The sequence below is a fragment of the Glycomyces arizonensis DSM 44726 genome (assembly GCF_000482705.1).
Taxonomy (GTDB): Bacteria; Actinomycetota; Actinomycetes; order Mycobacteriales; family Micromonosporaceae; genus Glycomyces; species Glycomyces arizonensis.
Window position 1 is genome coordinate 1 of record NZ_AXWO01000016.1, and the last position, 15,103, is coordinate 15,103.

Annotated in this window: 14 protein-coding genes and 1 pseudogene; 5 read left to right on the plus strand and 10 right to left on the minus strand. The window is 71.1% G+C overall.

Annotated elements, in window-relative coordinates; all coding sequences use genetic code 11:
* The 3 genes and pseudogenes from H613_RS26265 to H613_RS26270 all read right to left on the minus strand — a co-directional run.
* Positions 1 to 258 (minus strand): annotated as a pseudogene (locus tag H613_RS26265) (IS982 family transposase); the annotation flags it as partial.
* 61 nt (positions 259 to 319) lie between these two features.
* Positions 320 to 1,102 carry an ArsR/SmtB family transcription factor gene (locus tag H613_RS0112410; protein ID WP_026924041.1) on the minus strand — a complete coding sequence of 261 codons (783 nt, stop codon included), beginning with the start codon at positions 1,100 to 1,102 and terminating at the stop codon, positions 320 to 322.
* A 124-nt stretch (positions 1,103 to 1,226) separates the two neighbouring features.
* Positions 1,227 to 1,823 carry a pyridoxamine 5'-phosphate oxidase family protein gene (locus H613_RS26270; protein WP_051393298.1) on the minus strand — a complete coding sequence of 199 codons (597 nt, stop codon included), beginning with the start codon at positions 1,821 to 1,823 and terminating at the stop codon, positions 1,227 to 1,229.
* Positions 1,824 to 1,869: 46 nt separating this feature from the next.
* Between H613_RS26270 and H613_RS0112420 the strand changes: the two genes are divergently transcribed.
* Both H613_RS0112420 and H613_RS0112425 read left to right on the plus strand, forming a co-directional pair.
* Positions 1,870 to 3,180, plus strand: a complete 1,311-nt coding sequence (locus H613_RS0112420) for an aminotransferase class I/II-fold pyridoxal phosphate-dependent enzyme (protein WP_026924042.1) — start codon at positions 1,870 to 1,872, stop codon at positions 3,178 to 3,180.
* Between the two features lie 21 nt (positions 3,181 to 3,201).
* Positions 3,202 to 4,470 (plus strand): MFS transporter, encoded by a 1,269-nt coding sequence (locus tag H613_RS0112425; RefSeq protein ID WP_026924043.1) that lies wholly within the window; start codon positions 3,202 to 3,204, stop codon positions 4,468 to 4,470.
* A 5-nt stretch (positions 4,471 to 4,475) separates the two neighbouring features.
* Here the strand turns inward: H613_RS0112425 and gdhA are convergent, their stop codons facing one another.
* Together gdhA and H613_RS0112435 are read right to left on the minus strand one after the other, a co-directional pair.
* Positions 4,476 to 5,822: an NADP-specific glutamate dehydrogenase gene (gene gdhA / locus H613_RS0112430; RefSeq protein WP_026924044.1), complete on the minus strand. Its 1,347-nt coding sequence runs from the start codon at positions 5,820 to 5,822 to the stop codon at positions 4,476 to 4,478.
* A gap of 167 nt (positions 5,823 to 5,989) precedes the next feature.
* Positions 5,990 to 6,613 (minus strand): DUF2249 domain-containing protein, encoded by a 624-nt coding sequence (locus H613_RS0112435; protein WP_026924045.1) that lies wholly within the window; start codon positions 6,611 to 6,613, stop codon positions 5,990 to 5,992.
* 121 nt (positions 6,614 to 6,734) lie between these two features.
* Between H613_RS0112435 and H613_RS0112440 the strand changes: the two genes are divergently transcribed.
* Both H613_RS0112440 and H613_RS0112445 read left to right on the plus strand, forming a co-directional pair.
* A complete protein-coding gene (locus H613_RS0112440; protein ID WP_026924046.1) occupies positions 6,735 to 7,376 on the plus strand; it encodes a helix-turn-helix transcriptional regulator in 642 nt (213 codons plus the stop codon).
* Between the two features lie 77 nt (positions 7,377 to 7,453).
* Entirely contained in the window at positions 7,454 to 7,885 is a 432-nt protein-coding gene (locus H613_RS0112445; protein WP_035737970.1) for a hypothetical protein, read from the plus strand.
* Positions 7,886 to 7,914: 29 nt separating this feature from the next.
* Here H613_RS0112445 and H613_RS0112450 read toward each other — a convergent pair whose 3' ends face one another.
* The 5 genes from H613_RS0112450 to H613_RS0112470 form a co-directional block, all read right to left on the minus strand.
* Positions 7,915 to 8,697, minus strand: coding sequence for an SDR family NAD(P)-dependent oxidoreductase (locus tag H613_RS0112450; RefSeq protein ID WP_026924048.1), 783 nt, complete (start codon positions 8,695 to 8,697; stop codon positions 7,915 to 7,917).
* A 61-nt stretch (positions 8,698 to 8,758) separates the two neighbouring features.
* Complete coding sequence (locus tag H613_RS0112455; RefSeq protein ID WP_026924049.1) at positions 8,759 to 10,522, minus strand: IucA/IucC family protein; 1,764 nt, start codon at positions 10,520 to 10,522, stop codon at positions 8,759 to 8,761.
* Positions 10,519 to 11,100, minus strand: a complete 582-nt coding sequence (locus tag H613_RS0112460; protein ID WP_211234802.1) for a GNAT family N-acetyltransferase — start codon at positions 11,098 to 11,100, stop codon at positions 10,519 to 10,521. The genes H613_RS0112455 and H613_RS0112460 overlap by 4 nt, the downstream gene beginning before the upstream one ends.
* On the minus strand, positions 11,097 to 12,395 hold the full coding sequence (locus H613_RS0112465; RefSeq protein ID WP_026924051.1) for a lysine N(6)-hydroxylase/L-ornithine N(5)-oxygenase family protein: 1,299 nt from the start codon (positions 12,393 to 12,395) through the stop codon (positions 11,097 to 11,099). The genes H613_RS0112460 and H613_RS0112465 overlap by 4 nt, the downstream gene beginning before the upstream one ends.
* Complete coding sequence (locus H613_RS0112470; RefSeq protein ID WP_439330246.1) at positions 12,396 to 13,982, minus strand: pyridoxal phosphate-dependent decarboxylase family protein; 1,587 nt, start codon at positions 13,980 to 13,982, stop codon at positions 12,396 to 12,398.
* A gap of 209 nt (positions 13,983 to 14,191) precedes the next feature.
* Here H613_RS0112470 and H613_RS0112475 point away from each other — a divergent pair, with 209 nt between their 5' ends.
* The gene (locus H613_RS0112475) at positions 14,192 to 15,094 is read left to right on the plus strand and encodes a sulfotransferase domain-containing protein (protein ID WP_026924053.1); all 903 of its coding nucleotides are present in this window, start codon (positions 14,192 to 14,194) and stop codon (positions 15,092 to 15,094) included.
* Positions 15,095 to 15,103: the final 9 nt, after the last annotated feature.

Genomic DNA, 15,103 nt, shown 5'->3' on the forward strand with positions numbered 1-15,103 from the left:
TCGCTTGGCCCGCTTGTGGTAGCCGGACTGGTTCGGAATGTACGGGAACAGGTGTCGGAAGTTCTTGCGGGCGTAACGAACCCAGCGGCGCTCGCCTTTGACCTGGAACAGGTGCTGGGCAACCATGAGGCACACCAGCTCGGCGTCGCTGAGCTCCTTCGGCTTTCCGGGCTTTCGCCCCTCCCGGGGGATGACGTGATCGTCAACGACCACGTAGAGTGCGGTCAAGAGGGTCTCGATGTCCTGAGTATTGTTCACACTTCACTCAACGAGACCCTCTCCTGCTGGTCACGACCCGACCGGGTTAGGAATCAATCATCTAGAGCGGCTCGCCGGTCTCCAGCAGGGTCTTCATGCTCGACAGGAGCTGCGGCCAGCCCTGGCCGATCATGTCCCGGACGGTGCTGCCGGGTGCGAATCCGTCGTGGGTCACGGTCAGCTTGACCGCCTCGCCCGCGGGTTCGAGTTCGAAGGTGACCTTGGAGCGCGGCTCGGCGGCGATCGCGGCGAGCGCGTCCTCGTCCACCCCGGCGTTCGCGGCCCACTCGGGCGTGAAGGTGTGCCAGGTGTAGGACAGGCGCCGGGGCGGGTCGCACTCCAGGACCCGCTGGTCGGGGTGCGCGGTCTTCACGCCGTTCTCGACCCAGGTCATCGTCGAGCCGGGCCGCCAGTCGGTGTCGAGGGCGACGCCCCAGTAGCGCTTGGTGAACTCGGGCTCGGTCAATGCCCGCCAGAGCCGCTCGGGCGTGGTCTTGACATGGGTGACGTAGACGAATGCGGTGGTGGTCTCCACGGTCTGCTCCTCCAGTGCGGTCTTCAGGTCGGCCAGCGCTCGCGCCCGTTCGCGGTCGTAGCGGCTGATCCACCGGTCGGCGATGGCGTTGATGGGGGCGGCGTTCAGGTAGTGGAGCTTCTCGCGGCCTCGCCGGGCGGCGGTGACCAGCCCGGCGGCCTCCAGGATCCCCAGGTGCTTGCTGACCGACTGCCGGGCCATCGCCAGGCCCTCGCACAGCTCGCGCAGGCTCAGGCCATTGCGCTCGTTGAGCCGGTCGAGCAGTCGGCGGCGGACCGGGTCGGCCAGCGCCTTGAACACGTCGTCCATTCGCCACTTCCGGATATGCGGATGTTCGGTCGCCTCGATAATAGGCAGCCAAATGGCTGCATGTCAAGCACCTTCCGGATATCCGGAAGTCCGACAGTGTGGCCAGCGGGCCGGAGGGCGGGCCTCAGAGCCTTCCGGCGACGGTCGTGGTCACCTCGGCGACACCGTTTCTGTAGGGAAGGCCCTCGTCGTCGGGGTCCTCGCTCGGCGGTCCGCCGCGCCGCTTCACCGAGGCCTCCTCCAGCGGCAGGGCCATGATCGCCGTGGCCGAGTCCTCCTTGGCGCTGGGCTCGCGCGAGCGCTCCGAGCGCCCGGTCGACATGCGCTCGACCAGGGCCCGCATCATCAGCCACCGCTCGTGCGCGTCGGTCACCAGAGCGGCCCGGCCGTGCACCACCACGCTGCGGTAGTTCATCGAGTGGTGGAACCAGGACTTGGCGAAGACCAGGCCGTCGACGATGGTCGCCGTCAGGCACACGTCGAGGCCCTCCCGGGCGGCCAGTCCCATCGAGGAGCCGGTCGAGCCGTGGAAGTACACCGTGCTCCCCACGCGGGCGTGGAAGGTCGGCAGGATGCGCGGGGCGCCGTCGGGGCCGGTGAAGGCCACGTCGCAGAACAGGGCCTCGTCGAGGACCTGGAAGGCCGGGGCCCGGTCGTAGGCGAGGCGCTCGGCGGACCGCGTTGGGGTGGTGCGGTCGGTCTGGTTGAACAGGGTGCTCATGGGGGGCTCCCGTCGTCTTGTTTTGTACTGGTACAATACCTGAGTTATGTCGGTACATTATCAGATCACGGGCTCGGCCGCGAGCGAGATAGCCGCCAGCGTCGAGGTCGGCGTGCGCGACGGCCACCTGCGGCCCGGCCTCACCCTGCCCGCCGTCCGCAAGCTCGCCGCCGACCTCGGCGTCGCCGCGGGCACCGTCGCCGCCGCCTACCGCCAGCTGCGCCAGCGCGGCGTCGTCGAGACCGGCGGCCGGGCCGGGACCGTCGTGCGCGAACGCTCCGCCTTCACCCCCGCCGGGACCATCACCGTCCCGCCCGGCGTCCTCGACCTCGTCAGCGGCGAACCCGACCCCGAGCTGCTGCCCGACCTCGCCGCCCTCAAACCGCGCGTCGAAGTCGGCCCGGGCGACTACCGCAACGGCGGCCCCTGCCCCGACCTGCTCGACCTCGCCCGCGAGCGCCTCGCCGCCGACGGCGTCCACGGCGAGCTCACCGTCACCTCCGGGGCGCTCGACGCCTTCGAACGCGGCCTGGCCGCCCGGTGCGCCCCCGGCGACACCGTCGCCGTCGAGGAGCCCACCTGGTCCAACGGGCGCGACCTGCTGCTCGCCGCCGGGTACCGCGTCGTCCCCGTCGCCGTCGACGCCGACGGCCCGATACCGTCCGAACTGGACGATGCCTTGGCGGGCGGCGCCCGCGCCTTCGTCCTCACCGCCCGCGGCCAGAACCCCACCGGCGCCGCCGTCTCCTCAGGCCGCGCCACCGCCCTCCGCGACGTCATCGCCGCCCACCGGGGCGCCTTCGTCATCGAGGACGACCACTGGGGCGAGCTGGGCCGCACCCCGCTCCACTTCGTCGCCGACGCCGCCGAGCGGTGGATGTTCGTCCGCTCCGCCTCCAAGCCCTACGGGCCCGCCCTGCGCTGCGCCGTCGTCGCCGCCGACGCCGACACCAAGGCCCGCGTCCAAGGGCGCATGGCCATCTCCCACGGCTGGGTCTCGTGCATCCTCCAGCACTTCGTCATCGCCGCATGGGAGGACGAGGGCGTCGCCGCCCTCGTCGAGGCCGCCGGGCGGCGCTACGCCGAACGCCAGGCCGCCCTGCGCGAGGCCCTCGCCGAGCGCGGCGTCCACGCCTTCGGCCGCTCCGGGCTCAACCTGTGGATCCCGGTCGCCGACGAGACCGCCGCCGTCGTCGCCCTCCGCGACGCCGGGTACGCCGTCGCTCCCGGGCGCTCCTACTCCCTCCGCGGCGAGCAGGGCATCCGCGTCAGCACCGCCCGGCTCGACCCCGAACTCGCCCCGGCGGTGGCCGACGCCGTCGCCGCGGCGGCCGGACCGGTGGCCCCACCGGTCTGACAACTCCAGAAAGGACCCCCGATGGCAACAGCGCGAGAAGCGCCCCCCGACACCGCCGCGATCCAGCGCCGCACCCTGCGCCTGCTGTTCTGCACCCAGATCCTCGGCGGCCTCGCCGTCGGCATCGGCATCGCCTTCGGCGCCCTCCTCGTCGAGGAGATGACCGGCTCGGGCACCTTCGCCGGGCTCGCGCAGAGCCTGTTCGTCGGCGGATCGGCGCTCGTCGTCGTCCCCGCCGTCCGCATCACCGAGCGCTTCGGGCGCCGCGGCGGCCTCGTCTTCGGCTACACCGGCGCCGTCGCCGGAACCGCCGTCGTCCTCGCCGGGATCACCCTCGACACCGCCGCACTCGCCATCGGCGGCTACTTCCTGCTCGGCAGCGCCTCCTACGCCGGGCTCCAATCCCGCTACGCCGGGGCCGACCTCGCCCCGGCCGACAAGCGCGGCACGCACCTGTCGACGATCGTGTGGGCCGCGACCATCGGCAGCGTCACCGGCCCGTCCCTGGCGGCCCTGGCCGAACGCGGCTGGAAGGGCTGGCTCGGCGGCCCCGACTACATCGGCCCCACCGTCGCCATGGGCGTCCTGTGCCTGGTGACCGCGACCGTCCTGTTCGCCTTCCTGCGCCCCGACCCGCTCCTGACCGCCCGGGCGCTCTCCGGCGAGACCCACGCCCCCAGGCGCTCGGTCGCCGACGGCCTCCGCACGGCCCGCGCCGACCCGACCGTCCGCACCGCCGTCATCGCCGCCGCCCTCGGCCACTTCGTGATGGTCGGCGTCATGGCCATGACCGCCCTGCACGTCAAGCACGGCATGGACGATCCGGCCGAGGTGCTCACCGTCGTGGGCTTCATCCTCGGCCTCCACATCGGCGGCATGTACGCCTTCGCGCCGATCATCGGCCGCCTCGTCGACCGCCGCGGCCCCCGGCCGGTCCTGGCAGCGGGCGCCGCCCTCCTCGTCGCCGCCTGCGCCGTCGCCGGGACGGCCTCGGCCGGCAGCCACGTCCAGATCAGCGCCGGTCTCGTGCTGCTCGGCCTCGGATGGTCGGCGATGACCGTCGCCTCGGCGTCCATGCTCACCGGCGCGGTCACCCCCGCCCGGCGCCCGTCCACGCAGGGCTTCTCGGACATGGTCATGGGCCTGTCCGCCATGGGCGCGGGGATCGCCGCCGGGCCGATCACCGAGTATCTGGGCTACGGCATGCTCAACCTCTGCTGCGCCGTGGTGACGCTCGCGGGCGCCCCGCTCCTGCTGCGCGGGCAGCGGGAGGCGGCGCCCGCCTCTTGACCGACCTAGATGATGCCGAGCGCCAGCATCGCGTCGGCCACCTGCGTGAACCCGGCGATGTTGGCGCCCGCCACGTAGTTCCCGGGCGTGCCGTAGTCGTCGGCCGTCGCCAGGCAGCGGTCGTGGATGCCGCGCATGATCTCGGCGAGCCGCTCCTCGGTGTGCTCGAACGTCCACGAGTCCCTGGAGGCGTTCTGCTGCATCTCCAGCGCGCTCGTGGCGACGCCGCCCGCGTTGGCGGCCTTGCCGGGAGCGAAGACGACCCCGGCCTCGGCGAAGAGCCTGACGGCCTCGGGCGTGCACGGCATGTTGGCGCCCTCGGCGACGACCGTGCAGCCGTTCCGGGCGAGGTCGGCCGCGTCGTGGCCGTTGAGCTCGTTCTGGGTGGCGCACGGCAGCGCGATGTCGCAGGGCACCTCCCACACGGTGCCGCCTTCGACGTAGCGCGCGCTGCCGCGCCGCTCGGCGTACTCGGTGATCCGGCCGCGCCGGGTCAACTTCACGTCCTTGAGCAGTTCGAGGTCGATGCCCTTGTCGTCGACGACGTAGCCCGAGGAGTCGGAGCAGGCGACGACGGTGCCGCCGAGCTCGTGGACCTTCTCGACGGCGAAGACCGCGACGTTGCCCGAGCCGGAGACGACGACGCGCTTGCCGTCGAAGGACTCGCCGCGGGACTTGAGGATCTCGTCGGTGAAGAACACGGTGCCGTATCCGGTGGCCTCGGTGCGGACCTGCGAGCCGCCCCAGGAGAGGCCCTTGCCGGTGAGCACGCCGGACTCGTAGCGGTTGGTGATCCGCTTGTACTGGCCGAACAGGTAGCCGATCTCGCGCCCGCCGACGCCGATGTCCCCGGCGGGCACGTCGGTGTACTCGCCGATGTGCCGGTACAGCTCGGTCATGAACGCCTGGCAGAACCGCATGATCTCGCCGTCGGAGCGGCCCTTGGGGTCGAAGTCCGAGCCGCCCTTGCCGCCGCCGATCGGCAGCCCGGTGAGCGCGTTCTTGAAGATCTGCTCGAACCCGAGGAACTTCACGATCCCCAGGTAGACCGTGGGATGGAATCGCAGGCCGCCCTTGTAGGGGCCGAGGGCGGAGTTGAACTCGACGCGGAAGCCGCGGTTGATCTGCACCCGCCCGGCGTCGTCGACCCACGGGACGCGGAAGATGATCTGGCGCTCCGGCTCGCACAGCCGCCGGATGACCGCCGCGTCGGCGTACTGCGGGTGCTTGGCCACCACGGGCCCGAGGCTGTCGAGGACCTCGTGCACGGCCTGGTGGAACTCGGTCTCGCCGGGGTTGCGGCGCAGGACCTCCTCGTGGACGTCGCGCAGTTTCTCGTCCAGACCCGACATCGGATCATCTCCTCTCGTCGGCGGTGTCGCCGTTCGGGGTACCCGCTGGCGGGCGTCGCTCATCGGGATGCCGACGGAAAGCCGTCCCGGCGCGTTCGATCGCGGGCGCGGCTCATCGTCGGCTCACCGACCGCGGCACTGAGGTCGGCGAGGGGCAACCGGTCGGCTCAGCGGTCGGGGTGCGGCGCGATACCGATGGACAACGCTTGCCGACGCCGGTGCACAGTAAGATAGCGTAGTCCCTCCGCTCCCGCGGTGAACTCCCGTCGCGACCGGCGAGGCAGCCACACCACCGCGCCGGGTTCGAGGTCGATCGCGCCGAGCTCGGTGACCAGCCGTCCGCCGCCCGCGAGGACGTGCACGAGGACGTCGAGATCGGGACCGTCGTGGGCGCCGATGCCCCCGCCCGGCGGCAGCGCGATGACGTTCGAGTCGAGGTCTCGCTCGTCCTCCTGGAGCCGCCACACCGCCCCGCTCACGCCGGGCGCGCCGACGTCGGCCGCGAGGGCGGCGGTGTCGGCCAGGACGCGGGGGAGCGGCGTCGAGGCGAGCCTGGTGATCCGGATCCGCCAGTTCCGCTTCTCGCGGGAGAGGTACTCCCAGCCGTGGCCGCCGGGGTGCCTGGCCTCGAACTCGTCGTGCAGGTGCTTCGGGTCGTGGTCGTTGACCAGGACGAGGGAAGCGCCGACCGGCAGCGCGTCGTAGGCCTCGAAGATCGCCGGGTGCTTGTCCGGCTTGCGCATCGCCCGCACGTCGAGTTCCCGCTGCTGATCGGTTCCCTGTGAGGACATTCGCGCTCCCCGCCTCGATGTTTCTACAATGACTGTTTGTGTAAACTATAGCCGTGGTCGCCGCGACCGTGAATCCGCGCTCTCGCCCGACCGAGGACAGCGCGAGGGGAGCGTGGCCGACATGGCCGATGACGACGTGAGACACCCCGCGAGCAGACGGGACGAAGTGCTCCGGACGCTCAAGGAGGCGGCCGGGCCGCTGAGCATCGCCGAGATCGCCGAGGCGCTCGAAGTGCACCCCAACACCGTCCGGTTCCACCTCGACAAGCTCGTCGAACGCGGGCAGGTCGAGCGCGGCCGGGCCGACCGGCGCGTCCCCGGGCGCCCCGCGCAGGTCTTCCGGGCCGCGCCCGGCATGGACCCCGCCGGGCCGCGGCACTACCGGCTGCTCGCCGAGGCCCTCACCCGCGGCCTCGCCGCCGCGCCCGACTCCCGCGCCCGCGCTATCGAGGCCGGACGCGCCTGGGGGCTCCGCTCGGCCTCGGGAGCGGACGCCGCCGCGGGCGCCGACGACGCCCTCGAACGCCTCGCGGCCCTGCTCGACGAGCTCGGATTCGCACCGCAGCGGCAGGGCGGCGCGCAGATCGGGCTGCGGCACTGCCCCTTCCTCGAACTCGCCGCGTCCGGCTCCCCGATCGTCTGCCAGATCCACCTCGGCCTGATGCGGGGCGCCCTCGAAGCCTGGCGCTCGCCGGTCACCGTCGACCGGCTGGAGGCCTTCGCCGAACCCGACCGGTGCCTCGCGCACACCGCCCCGCATTGAAAGGGAACACCGTGAACCCATCGGCACCCGCACTGCGCCCCAATGCCCCATCCAGCAGTGCCCTCTTCAGCAGAGCCTTGTTCACAGGTGGCGTCGTCTGCGTCGTCCTCGGCGGCGTCGTCGCGGCCTTCACCGGGCCGCTCGACCTCGCGAAAGGCAGCTGGGCGGCGGCCTACCTCGTCCTCGTGTGCGGGACGGCGTCGTGCGCGATCGCCGCCGCGCAGGCGCGGCTGATCGGCCGCGCGATCCCGGCGGGTCCGGTCCGGACGCAGGCGGCCACTTGGGCCGCGGGCAACGCGGCGGTCATCGTCGGCACGTTCACCGAACTCCCGCTCGTGGTCGACGCCGGGGCGGCACTGCTGGTGGTGGCCCTGGGCATCGCGTTCGCCCTCACCAGAGGGGCCGCGCTCGGGCTCGCGCTGCGGGCCTACCGGGCCGCGCTGATCGTGCTCGGCGTCAGCATCCCGATCGGCATGCTCCTGGCCCACCTGCGCAATGGTGCCGTCTAACAAACAATGCCATCTGACAAACGCCCCGCCTAATAGCCGAACGCGCTCGGCGCGTTCTGGCCCGCGTCGACGGGGACGACCGCGCCGTTGACGGCCTTCGCGCCGTCCGAGAGCAGGAACGCGATCACCGACGCCACGTCCACCGGGTCCACCAGCTGCCCGCCGGGGAACTCCTGCTCGAACGCGGCGTACTCCTCGGGCCGGTCCACCCGCATCCGGTCCCAGAACCGGTCGGGCACCAGCATCGACCCCGGCGCGACGGCGTTGACGCGGACGCCCTGCGAGCCGAGCTCCCTGGCGAGCACCGCCGCCGCGTGGTTGAGCGCGGCCTTGGTGGCGCCGTACGTCAGCCCCGGCGCGGGCTTCGAGCCCGAGATCGACGACACCAGCACCGCCGAGCCGCTCGTGCGCCGCAGCTGCGGCACCGCCACGCGCAGCGCCGTCATCGCGCCGACCACGTTCACGCCCAGCGTGTAAGCCCAGTCGTCCGGCGAGGTGTCCTTCAGGTGCGTGCCCCTGGCGCCGCCCACGTTGGCCACGATGCCGTGGAAGTCGCCGAGCCGCCGCCCGGCCTCGGCGACGAACTCGACCAGCGTCTGCTCGTCGACCACGTCGAGCGCCCGCGTGAAGACCGGGACGTCGAATTTCTGCCGCAACCGCTCGGCCTCCTCGTTCAGCCGGGCCGCGTCCCGCGCGCACAGTGCGAGCGGCGCCCCGGAGGCCGCCAGGAGGTTCGCCGTCGCCAGACCCAGACCGTGGCTGGCGCCCGTGACGAGCACGGGCCGATCAGAGAAGTCGTAATCGAAGTTCACCTCTCCATCATGGCGTGTGCTGTCACCCCGTCCCCGCGGTCCCGCGCCGCCGGTGAGGCGATCACCGCCAAGTCGCGAGCGGATTGTCGAGCCTGCCCGCGTAGATCAGGCTCTCCTCCTGGTTCCCCAGGTCCACCATCTGCCGGTTGTTATTGAGCTGCAACCGATTCAGGCACGAGAGCGCGAAGGTCTCCTCGAACAGGTCGAAGCGGGCGAACTCCTCGGCCAGCTCGGGGTGGTCGCCCTGGTATCGCCTGACGACGGCCGCGGCCGTGCGCCAGAAGTCCCGCTCGTCGAGCACGCCGTCGGTGTGCAGGATCGCCGAGAGGAACCGCAGGAAGCAGTCCACGACGTCGGTGAGGATCGCCAGAGTCCGCACCTCGTCGGGGACGGCCCCCTTGATGCGCTCGGCCTCCGGCGGCACCGGCATCGACTCGTCGAAGACCGCCGCCTCCTCGCCGATGTCCTTGAGGAACACGCGGTCCACCCGGCCGCCGCGCAGCACCAGGATCACGTTCTCGCCGTGCGGCATGAACACCAGCCCGTACTTGTAGAAGCAGTGGACCAGCGGCACCAGGTAGGCCTCCAGGTAGCGCCGCAGCCACTCGCCCGGCTCCAGGCCGGAGCGGGCGATGAGCGCCGAGGCGAACGGGCGCCCCGCCGCGTCGACGTGCAGCAGCGAGGCCATCGTGGCCGCCCGCTCGCCCGGCCCGAGCTTCGGGACGGGGCTCTCGCGCCACAGCGCGGCCAGCATCTTTCGGTACGGCGAGCCCTTCGGCGCGGCCGCCGAGTAGGCCGGGTGCCGGTAGCCGACGGCCGCCCGCTCGCGCAGGACCGTCACGCCGGACTGCTTCAAGGTCGGGTCGCCGTGGACGAGCCCGGCGATGAAGTCGTTGATCGCGGGCGTGACCTCCATGTACTCGGTCGACAGCCCCCGCATGAAGCCCATGTTCAGCACCGACAGCGCGGTCTTGACGTAGTCCGAGGCGGGCCTGGAGCGGTTGAAGAACGTCCGGATCGACTGCTGCGCCTGGTATTCGTCACCCGTCTCGCCGAGCATCACCAGGCGCCCTTCGGCGATCTCGGCGGCGAACGCCGTCGATATCTTGTTCCGCCACTGCCACGGGTGGACCGGGATGAGGTGCACGTCGTCGAACGTCAGGCCGCGCTCGGCGAGCACCGACGCGAACCGCTCGCGGTCCGCCGCGTCGAACTGCGTCTCCAGGAGCCAGTCGCGCTCCAGCTCGGCCGAGGCGGCGAACATCGCGTGAGCCCGCAGCGCCGCGAGCCACAGCAGGCGCACGCCCGCGCCCGTCTCGGGCGCGAAGGCGCGGTAGTCGCCCGCGGTGAAGCCGAGCCGCCCCGAACCGGCGACGAAGCACGGGTGCCCGCCGGTCATGGCCGCCTCGATCTCCTGGAAGTCCGCGTCGACGAGCGCGGCGGCGCTCGGCTGCGGCACCGCGAGCTGGTAGGCGCCGCGGTTGACGGTGCTGGCGACCTCTTCGAGGTAGACCGGGAGGATCTCCTCGCTCAGCCCGAGCTCGCCGCTGAACGCGATGAAGAACCCGGCGGCGTCCAGCGGCAGGTCCTCGCCGTCCGCGCTCTGGCGGCGCAGCGAGGCGGGGTCGACCGCCCAGTGGTCGAGCGCGAGGCGCTCGGCCCTGAACAGGTACCGCTCACTCCCGCCCGAGAGGACGCAGTGGTCGCCGGCCTGGACGGGCGCGAGCAGCCGCTCGTGGGCGAACTCGCCGATCGCCTTGGCCAGCAAGGCCCTGGTGGCCCGGCGCCAGTGCTCGGGCCGGAGGTGGTCGGTGGGCTCGGTCATGTCGTGAGTCCTCTCGCGGCGGACCGCTCGTAGTCGCTCGGGGTGCAGAAGCTGAGGAGCGCCTTCTTGTCGCTCAACTGGACGGTGCGTTCGGAGCGGAAGCCGACCCAGTCGTTGAGCCGGTGGATCGGGGTGTTCGACGCGTCCGGCTCGACCACGACGCGTCCGGCATTGAAACCGTCGAACAGCAGGTCCATGACGGTGACCATGACGCCCCTGGTGAAGCCCGGGATCGGCGTGTTCGTCGGCGCGGTCAGCACGTGCATGCCGACGTCGCCCTCCCGGACGTCGTAGACACCGGCGAGCTCGGTGCGCGCGGGGTCGTAGACCTCGACGAGGAACGACGAGCGGTAGCGGTGCATGCCGAGGAACGCGAAGTGGTGCTCCGAGGCGGCGATGGCCTCGTGCTCGGCCCACACGTCGGCGATCGAGGCCTCGGCCATCATCCAGTACCTGCACTTGGGGTGCGTGACCCACTCGTGCAGCAGCGGGGCGTCGGCGGCCGGGTCCACCGGGCGCAGCGCGAACTCGCCCAAGCGCTCGTCGCGGCGCTTGAACACGGTCGGGGCGTGCATCATGCAGTCTCCTCGGGTGCCGTGAACTCCTGGAAGGCGATGCGCCGCTCGATCGGGTAGACCTCGCGGCCGGTCATGGCGCGGATGATCCACGAGTTGCGGTAGGCGGCCATGCCGAGGTCGGGGGTGACGAAGCCGTGCGTGGACAGCTCGGCGTTCTGGACGAACACCTCGCCGGCCCCCGCGGCGTCGACGCTGTAGTCGCGGCGGGCGTGCAGGCGGCCGGTGGCGTCGAAGCGGAGCCGGTCGCGGATGCCGTCGAGGAAGGCGGGCGGTTTGCTGCTGTAGCCGGTGGCCAGGACGAGTCCTTCGGTGCGCAGCTCGAAGTCGCGGTCCTGCTCGTGCTGGCGGATGCCGAGGGTGAAACCGTCCCCGGTCCTCGCTTTATCCACAGTGCAATTCGTGAACAGGCGGGTCGCGACCTCGCCGTGCTCGAAGCGCTTGCGGTACAGCAGGTCGTAGATCTCGTTGATGAGCTCCGCGTTGATGCCCTTATAGAGTCCCTTGTGGGCATCGTTGAGCTCGTCGCGCTTGGGCGAGGGCAGCGCGTTGAAGTAGTCGACGTAGTCCGGGCTGGTCATCTCCAGGGTCAGCTTGGTGTACTCCAGCGGGAAGAACCGCGGCGAGCGCGTCACCCAGTTGAGCCGGTAGCCGCCGGGTTCGAGGCCGTCCAAGAGGTCGCGGTAGATCTCGGCGGCGCTCTGGCCGCTGCCGACCACGGTGACGCTGCCGCACCGCCGGAGCCGGTCCCGGTACTCCAGATAGGACGAGGCGTGGCAGACGGTCTCGCCCTCCAGCGCGCGGCACGCGGGCGGCACCCACGGCGGCGTGCCGGTGCCCAGGACGAGCCGCGGCGCGAAGTCGACCCGCTCGCCTTCGGGGCCGGTGCTGCGGACGGCGTACAACCCCTGTCCACCATCCCACTCGACGGCGACCACGTCGCGCTCGAAGTGGAGGTTGCCGAGCCTGCCCGCCGCCCACCGCAGGTAGTCCTGGAACTCGCTGCGCAGCTGGAAGAACGATTCGCGGATGTAGAACGGGTAGATCCGGCCCTGTTCCTTGAGGTAGTTGAGGAACGAGTGCGGCGAGGTCGGGTCGGCGAGGGTCACCAGGTCGGCCATGAACGGCACCTGCATGGTGGTGCCCTCGATGAGCATGCCCGGGTGCCAGTCGACCGACGCCTTGCGCTCCAGGAAGGTCCCGTCGAGGCCGTCGACGGGGTCGGCCAGGCACGCCAGGCCGAGGTTGAACGGCCCCAGGCCGATGCCGATGAAGTCGTGCATCCGCGTCTCGGACATCTATGCCCCCCGGAGCTTCGCGCCGTGCCGGGCGAGCGCGTCGAGGACGGGAACGATGTCATCGAGCGTCGTCTCGGGGTTGAGCAGCGTGAGCTTGAGCGCGGCACGGCCTTCGACGCGGGTGGCGGCGACCATGCCCTCTCCGGCGGCGGCGATCGCCTCGCGCGCCAGACGATGCACCTCGTCATCGGCGCCGGTGAGGCGGAACAGGACGGTGGACAGCTGCGAGGCGGGCGCGGCGGTCTCGAAGCGCTCATCGGCCTCCAGGTGCGCCCACGCCTCGGCCGCCAGGTCGCAGACCCGGTCGAACATCGAGCCGATGGCGTCGGGCCCCAAGGTGCGCAGCGTCATCCACAGCTTCAGCGCGTCCAGGCGCCGCGTGGTCTGGAGGCTCTTGTCGACCTGGTTGGGGAAGACGGCCTCGGCCGGGTTGAGGTAGTCGGCGTGGTGGGTGACGTGCCGCAGCGAGGAGCGGTCGCGCACAATGATCGCCGATGAGCTGACCGGCTGGAAGAACGACTTGTGGTAGTCCACGGTGACCGAGTCGGCGCGCTCGATCCCGTCCACCATGCCGCGCCTGCGCCGGGAGACGAGGAGCCCGCAGCCGTAGGCGGCGTCCACATGGAACCAGACGCGGTGCGCCTCGCACACCTCGGCGATCGACGCGAGCGGGTCGATCGAGCCGAAGTCGGTGGTCCCGGCGGTGGCGACGACCCCGGCCGGAACGAGTCCCTCGCCGCGGCAGGTCTCCAGGGCCGCGTCGAGCGCGCCCGGGTGCATGCGGAAGTGCGCGTCGGCCGGGACGGTGACCACGGCGTCCTCGCCGAGCCCGAGCAGGCGGGCGGCCTTGACGACGCTGAAGTGGCTGTGGGGCGAGGCGAACAGGCGCAGCCTCGGGAGGACCTCGACGCCGCGCAGCGCGGTCTCGCTGTTCTTGCGAACGGTCTCGACGGCCTCGTCTCTGGCAAGGAGCAGCGCGTGCAGGTTCGACTGCGTCCCACCGGAGGTGAAGACGCCGTCGGCGTCGGGGCCGAAGCCGATGCGTCCGGCGGTCCAGTCGATGAGGCGCCGCTCGATGAAGGTGCCGCCCGCGCTCTGGTCCCAGGTGTCCACTGAGGTGTTCACGGAGGCGAGGACGGTCTCGGCGGCGACGGCCGGGAGCGCGACGGGGCAGTTGAGGTGGGCGAGGTAGCGGGGGTGGTGGAACCAGACGGCGTCGCGCAGGTAGAGGTCGCCGATCTCGTCGAGCGCGTCGCCGAAGGTCGGCAGGGGGCGGTCGAGGTCGACCGCGTCGAAGGCGGGCGCGAGTTCGGCGGGGGCGATGCCGGTCCAGGGCCGGTCGACCTCGGCGAAGCGTTCGGAGACCCTTTGGGCCACTTCGGTCATGAGGGAGCGGTAGGTCTCGGTCGAATTCCGATCGAGCAGCGCGGGGTTGGGTGATGAGGGATTGTGTGAGGCGGGGTTGTGTGAAGCGGGATTGTGTGAGGCGCAGTCGTGCAGTGCGGTCGCCCCGGTGGGGGAGTTCGGTGGCGTCGGTGCGAGGCGGAGGTCTGCGGCGCTGGTCGGCACTGAGCTACGTCCTTTCATGGCCGGCCGGTCGCGGCCGGGAGGATGACGGAGGTTAGCCTAACCTAATTATCGCGTCGAGAGAAGGGGGATCCCAGATGGTGATGTTCTCCACTCAGGGGGATGAACCATCCCAAGATCATTTGCTTGCGTGATGGCGCGGTCGCTCGTAGTGTGGGGTCGACGGTCGAGCTCCTCACCACCCGCCTTCCCCCGCAAGGAGAACCTCTGTGACCGAAACACCCGTCCGCTACCGGAACCCGCTCATGGACAGCGCCCGATGGAACGGCGTCGAACTCCGCGACGGCGACATCATCGTCACCACTCCCGCCAAGTGCGGCACCACCTGGACGCAGATCATCTGCGGCCTCCTCGTGTTCGGGCAGCCCGAACTGCCGAAGCCGCTCGACGAGCTCTCGCCGTGGGTCGACGCGTACTTCCGCGACCACGACGACCTCATCGCCGCCCTTGCGGCACAAGAGCACCGCAGGTTCATGAAGTCCCACACCCCGCTCGACGGCCTCCCGTCCGACGGGAGGGTCGCCTACGTCGCCACCGGCCGCGACCCGCGCGACGTCGGCGTCTCGATGGACCACCACATGGCCAACATGGACATGGAGGCGGTCATGAAGATCCGCGTCGCGACGATGGGCCCCGAAGCGGCCGCCTTCGGCGACTCCCTCCCCGCGCCGGCCCCGACCTTCTACGAGCGCTTCTGGAACTGGGTCGACTCCGACGACATCTCCATCAGCCTCAAAGGACTGCTCAACCACATCGGGCAGGTCTGGGAGAGGCGAGAAGAGGACAACATCGTGCTCATGCACTACGACGAGCTCAAGGCCGACCTCGACGGCCAGATGCGGTCACTCGCCGACGCGCTCGGCATCGCCATCGACGAGGAGGTCTGGCCGGAGCTGGTCAAGGCGGCCACCTTCGACGCGGTGCGCGGCAACGCCGAGACCCTCACCCCGGAGAACGGCATCTGGAAGGACAAGGCCGACTTCTTCCACAAAGGCTCCAGCGGCCAGTGGAAAACGCTGTTCGACGAGGACGACCTCGAACGCTACCGCGCACGGGTCAACGAGCTGACCACCCCCGAGATCGCCGAATGGCTCCACCGAGAGCCGTTCTGAGCCTCGGCC

Bases quoted from the DNA above. Each gene is read 5' to 3' on its own strand.
- H613_RS0112410 (WP_026924041.1), bottom strand. From the start codon at position 1,102: ATGGACGACGTGTTCAAGGCGCTGGCCGACCCGGTCCGCCGCCGACTG.
- H613_RS26270 (WP_051393298.1), bottom strand. From the start codon at position 1,823: ATGAGCACCCTGTTCAACCAGACCGACCGCACCACCCCAACGCGGTCC.
- H613_RS0112420 (WP_026924042.1), top strand. From the start codon at position 1,870: ATGTCGGTACATTATCAGATCACGGGCTCGGCCGCGAGCGAGATAGCC.
- H613_RS0112425 (WP_026924043.1), top strand. From the start codon at position 3,202: ATGGCAACAGCGCGAGAAGCGCCCCCCGACACCGCCGCGATCCAGCGC.
- gdhA (WP_026924044.1), bottom strand. From the start codon at position 5,822: ATGTCGGGTCTGGACGAGAAACTGCGCGACGTCCACGAGGAGGTCCTG.
- H613_RS0112435 (WP_026924045.1), bottom strand. From the start codon at position 6,613: ATGTCCTCACAGGGAACCGATCAGCAGCGGGAACTCGACGTGCGGGCG.
- H613_RS0112440 (WP_026924046.1), top strand. From the start codon at position 6,735: ATGGCCGATGACGACGTGAGACACCCCGCGAGCAGACGGGACGAAGTG.
- H613_RS0112455 (WP_026924049.1), bottom strand. From the start codon at position 10,522: ATGACCGAGCCCACCGACCACCTCCGGCCCGAGCACTGGCGCCGGGCC.
- H613_RS0112460 (WP_211234802.1), bottom strand. From the start codon at position 11,100: ATGATGCACGCCCCGACCGTGTTCAAGCGCCGCGACGAGCGCTTGGGC.
- H613_RS0112465 (WP_026924051.1), bottom strand. From the start codon at position 12,395: ATGTCCGAGACGCGGATGCACGACTTCATCGGCATCGGCCTGGGGCCG.
- H613_RS0112470 (WP_439330246.1), bottom strand. From the start codon at position 13,982: ATGAAAGGACGTAGCTCAGTGCCGACCAGCGCCGCAGACCTCCGCCTC.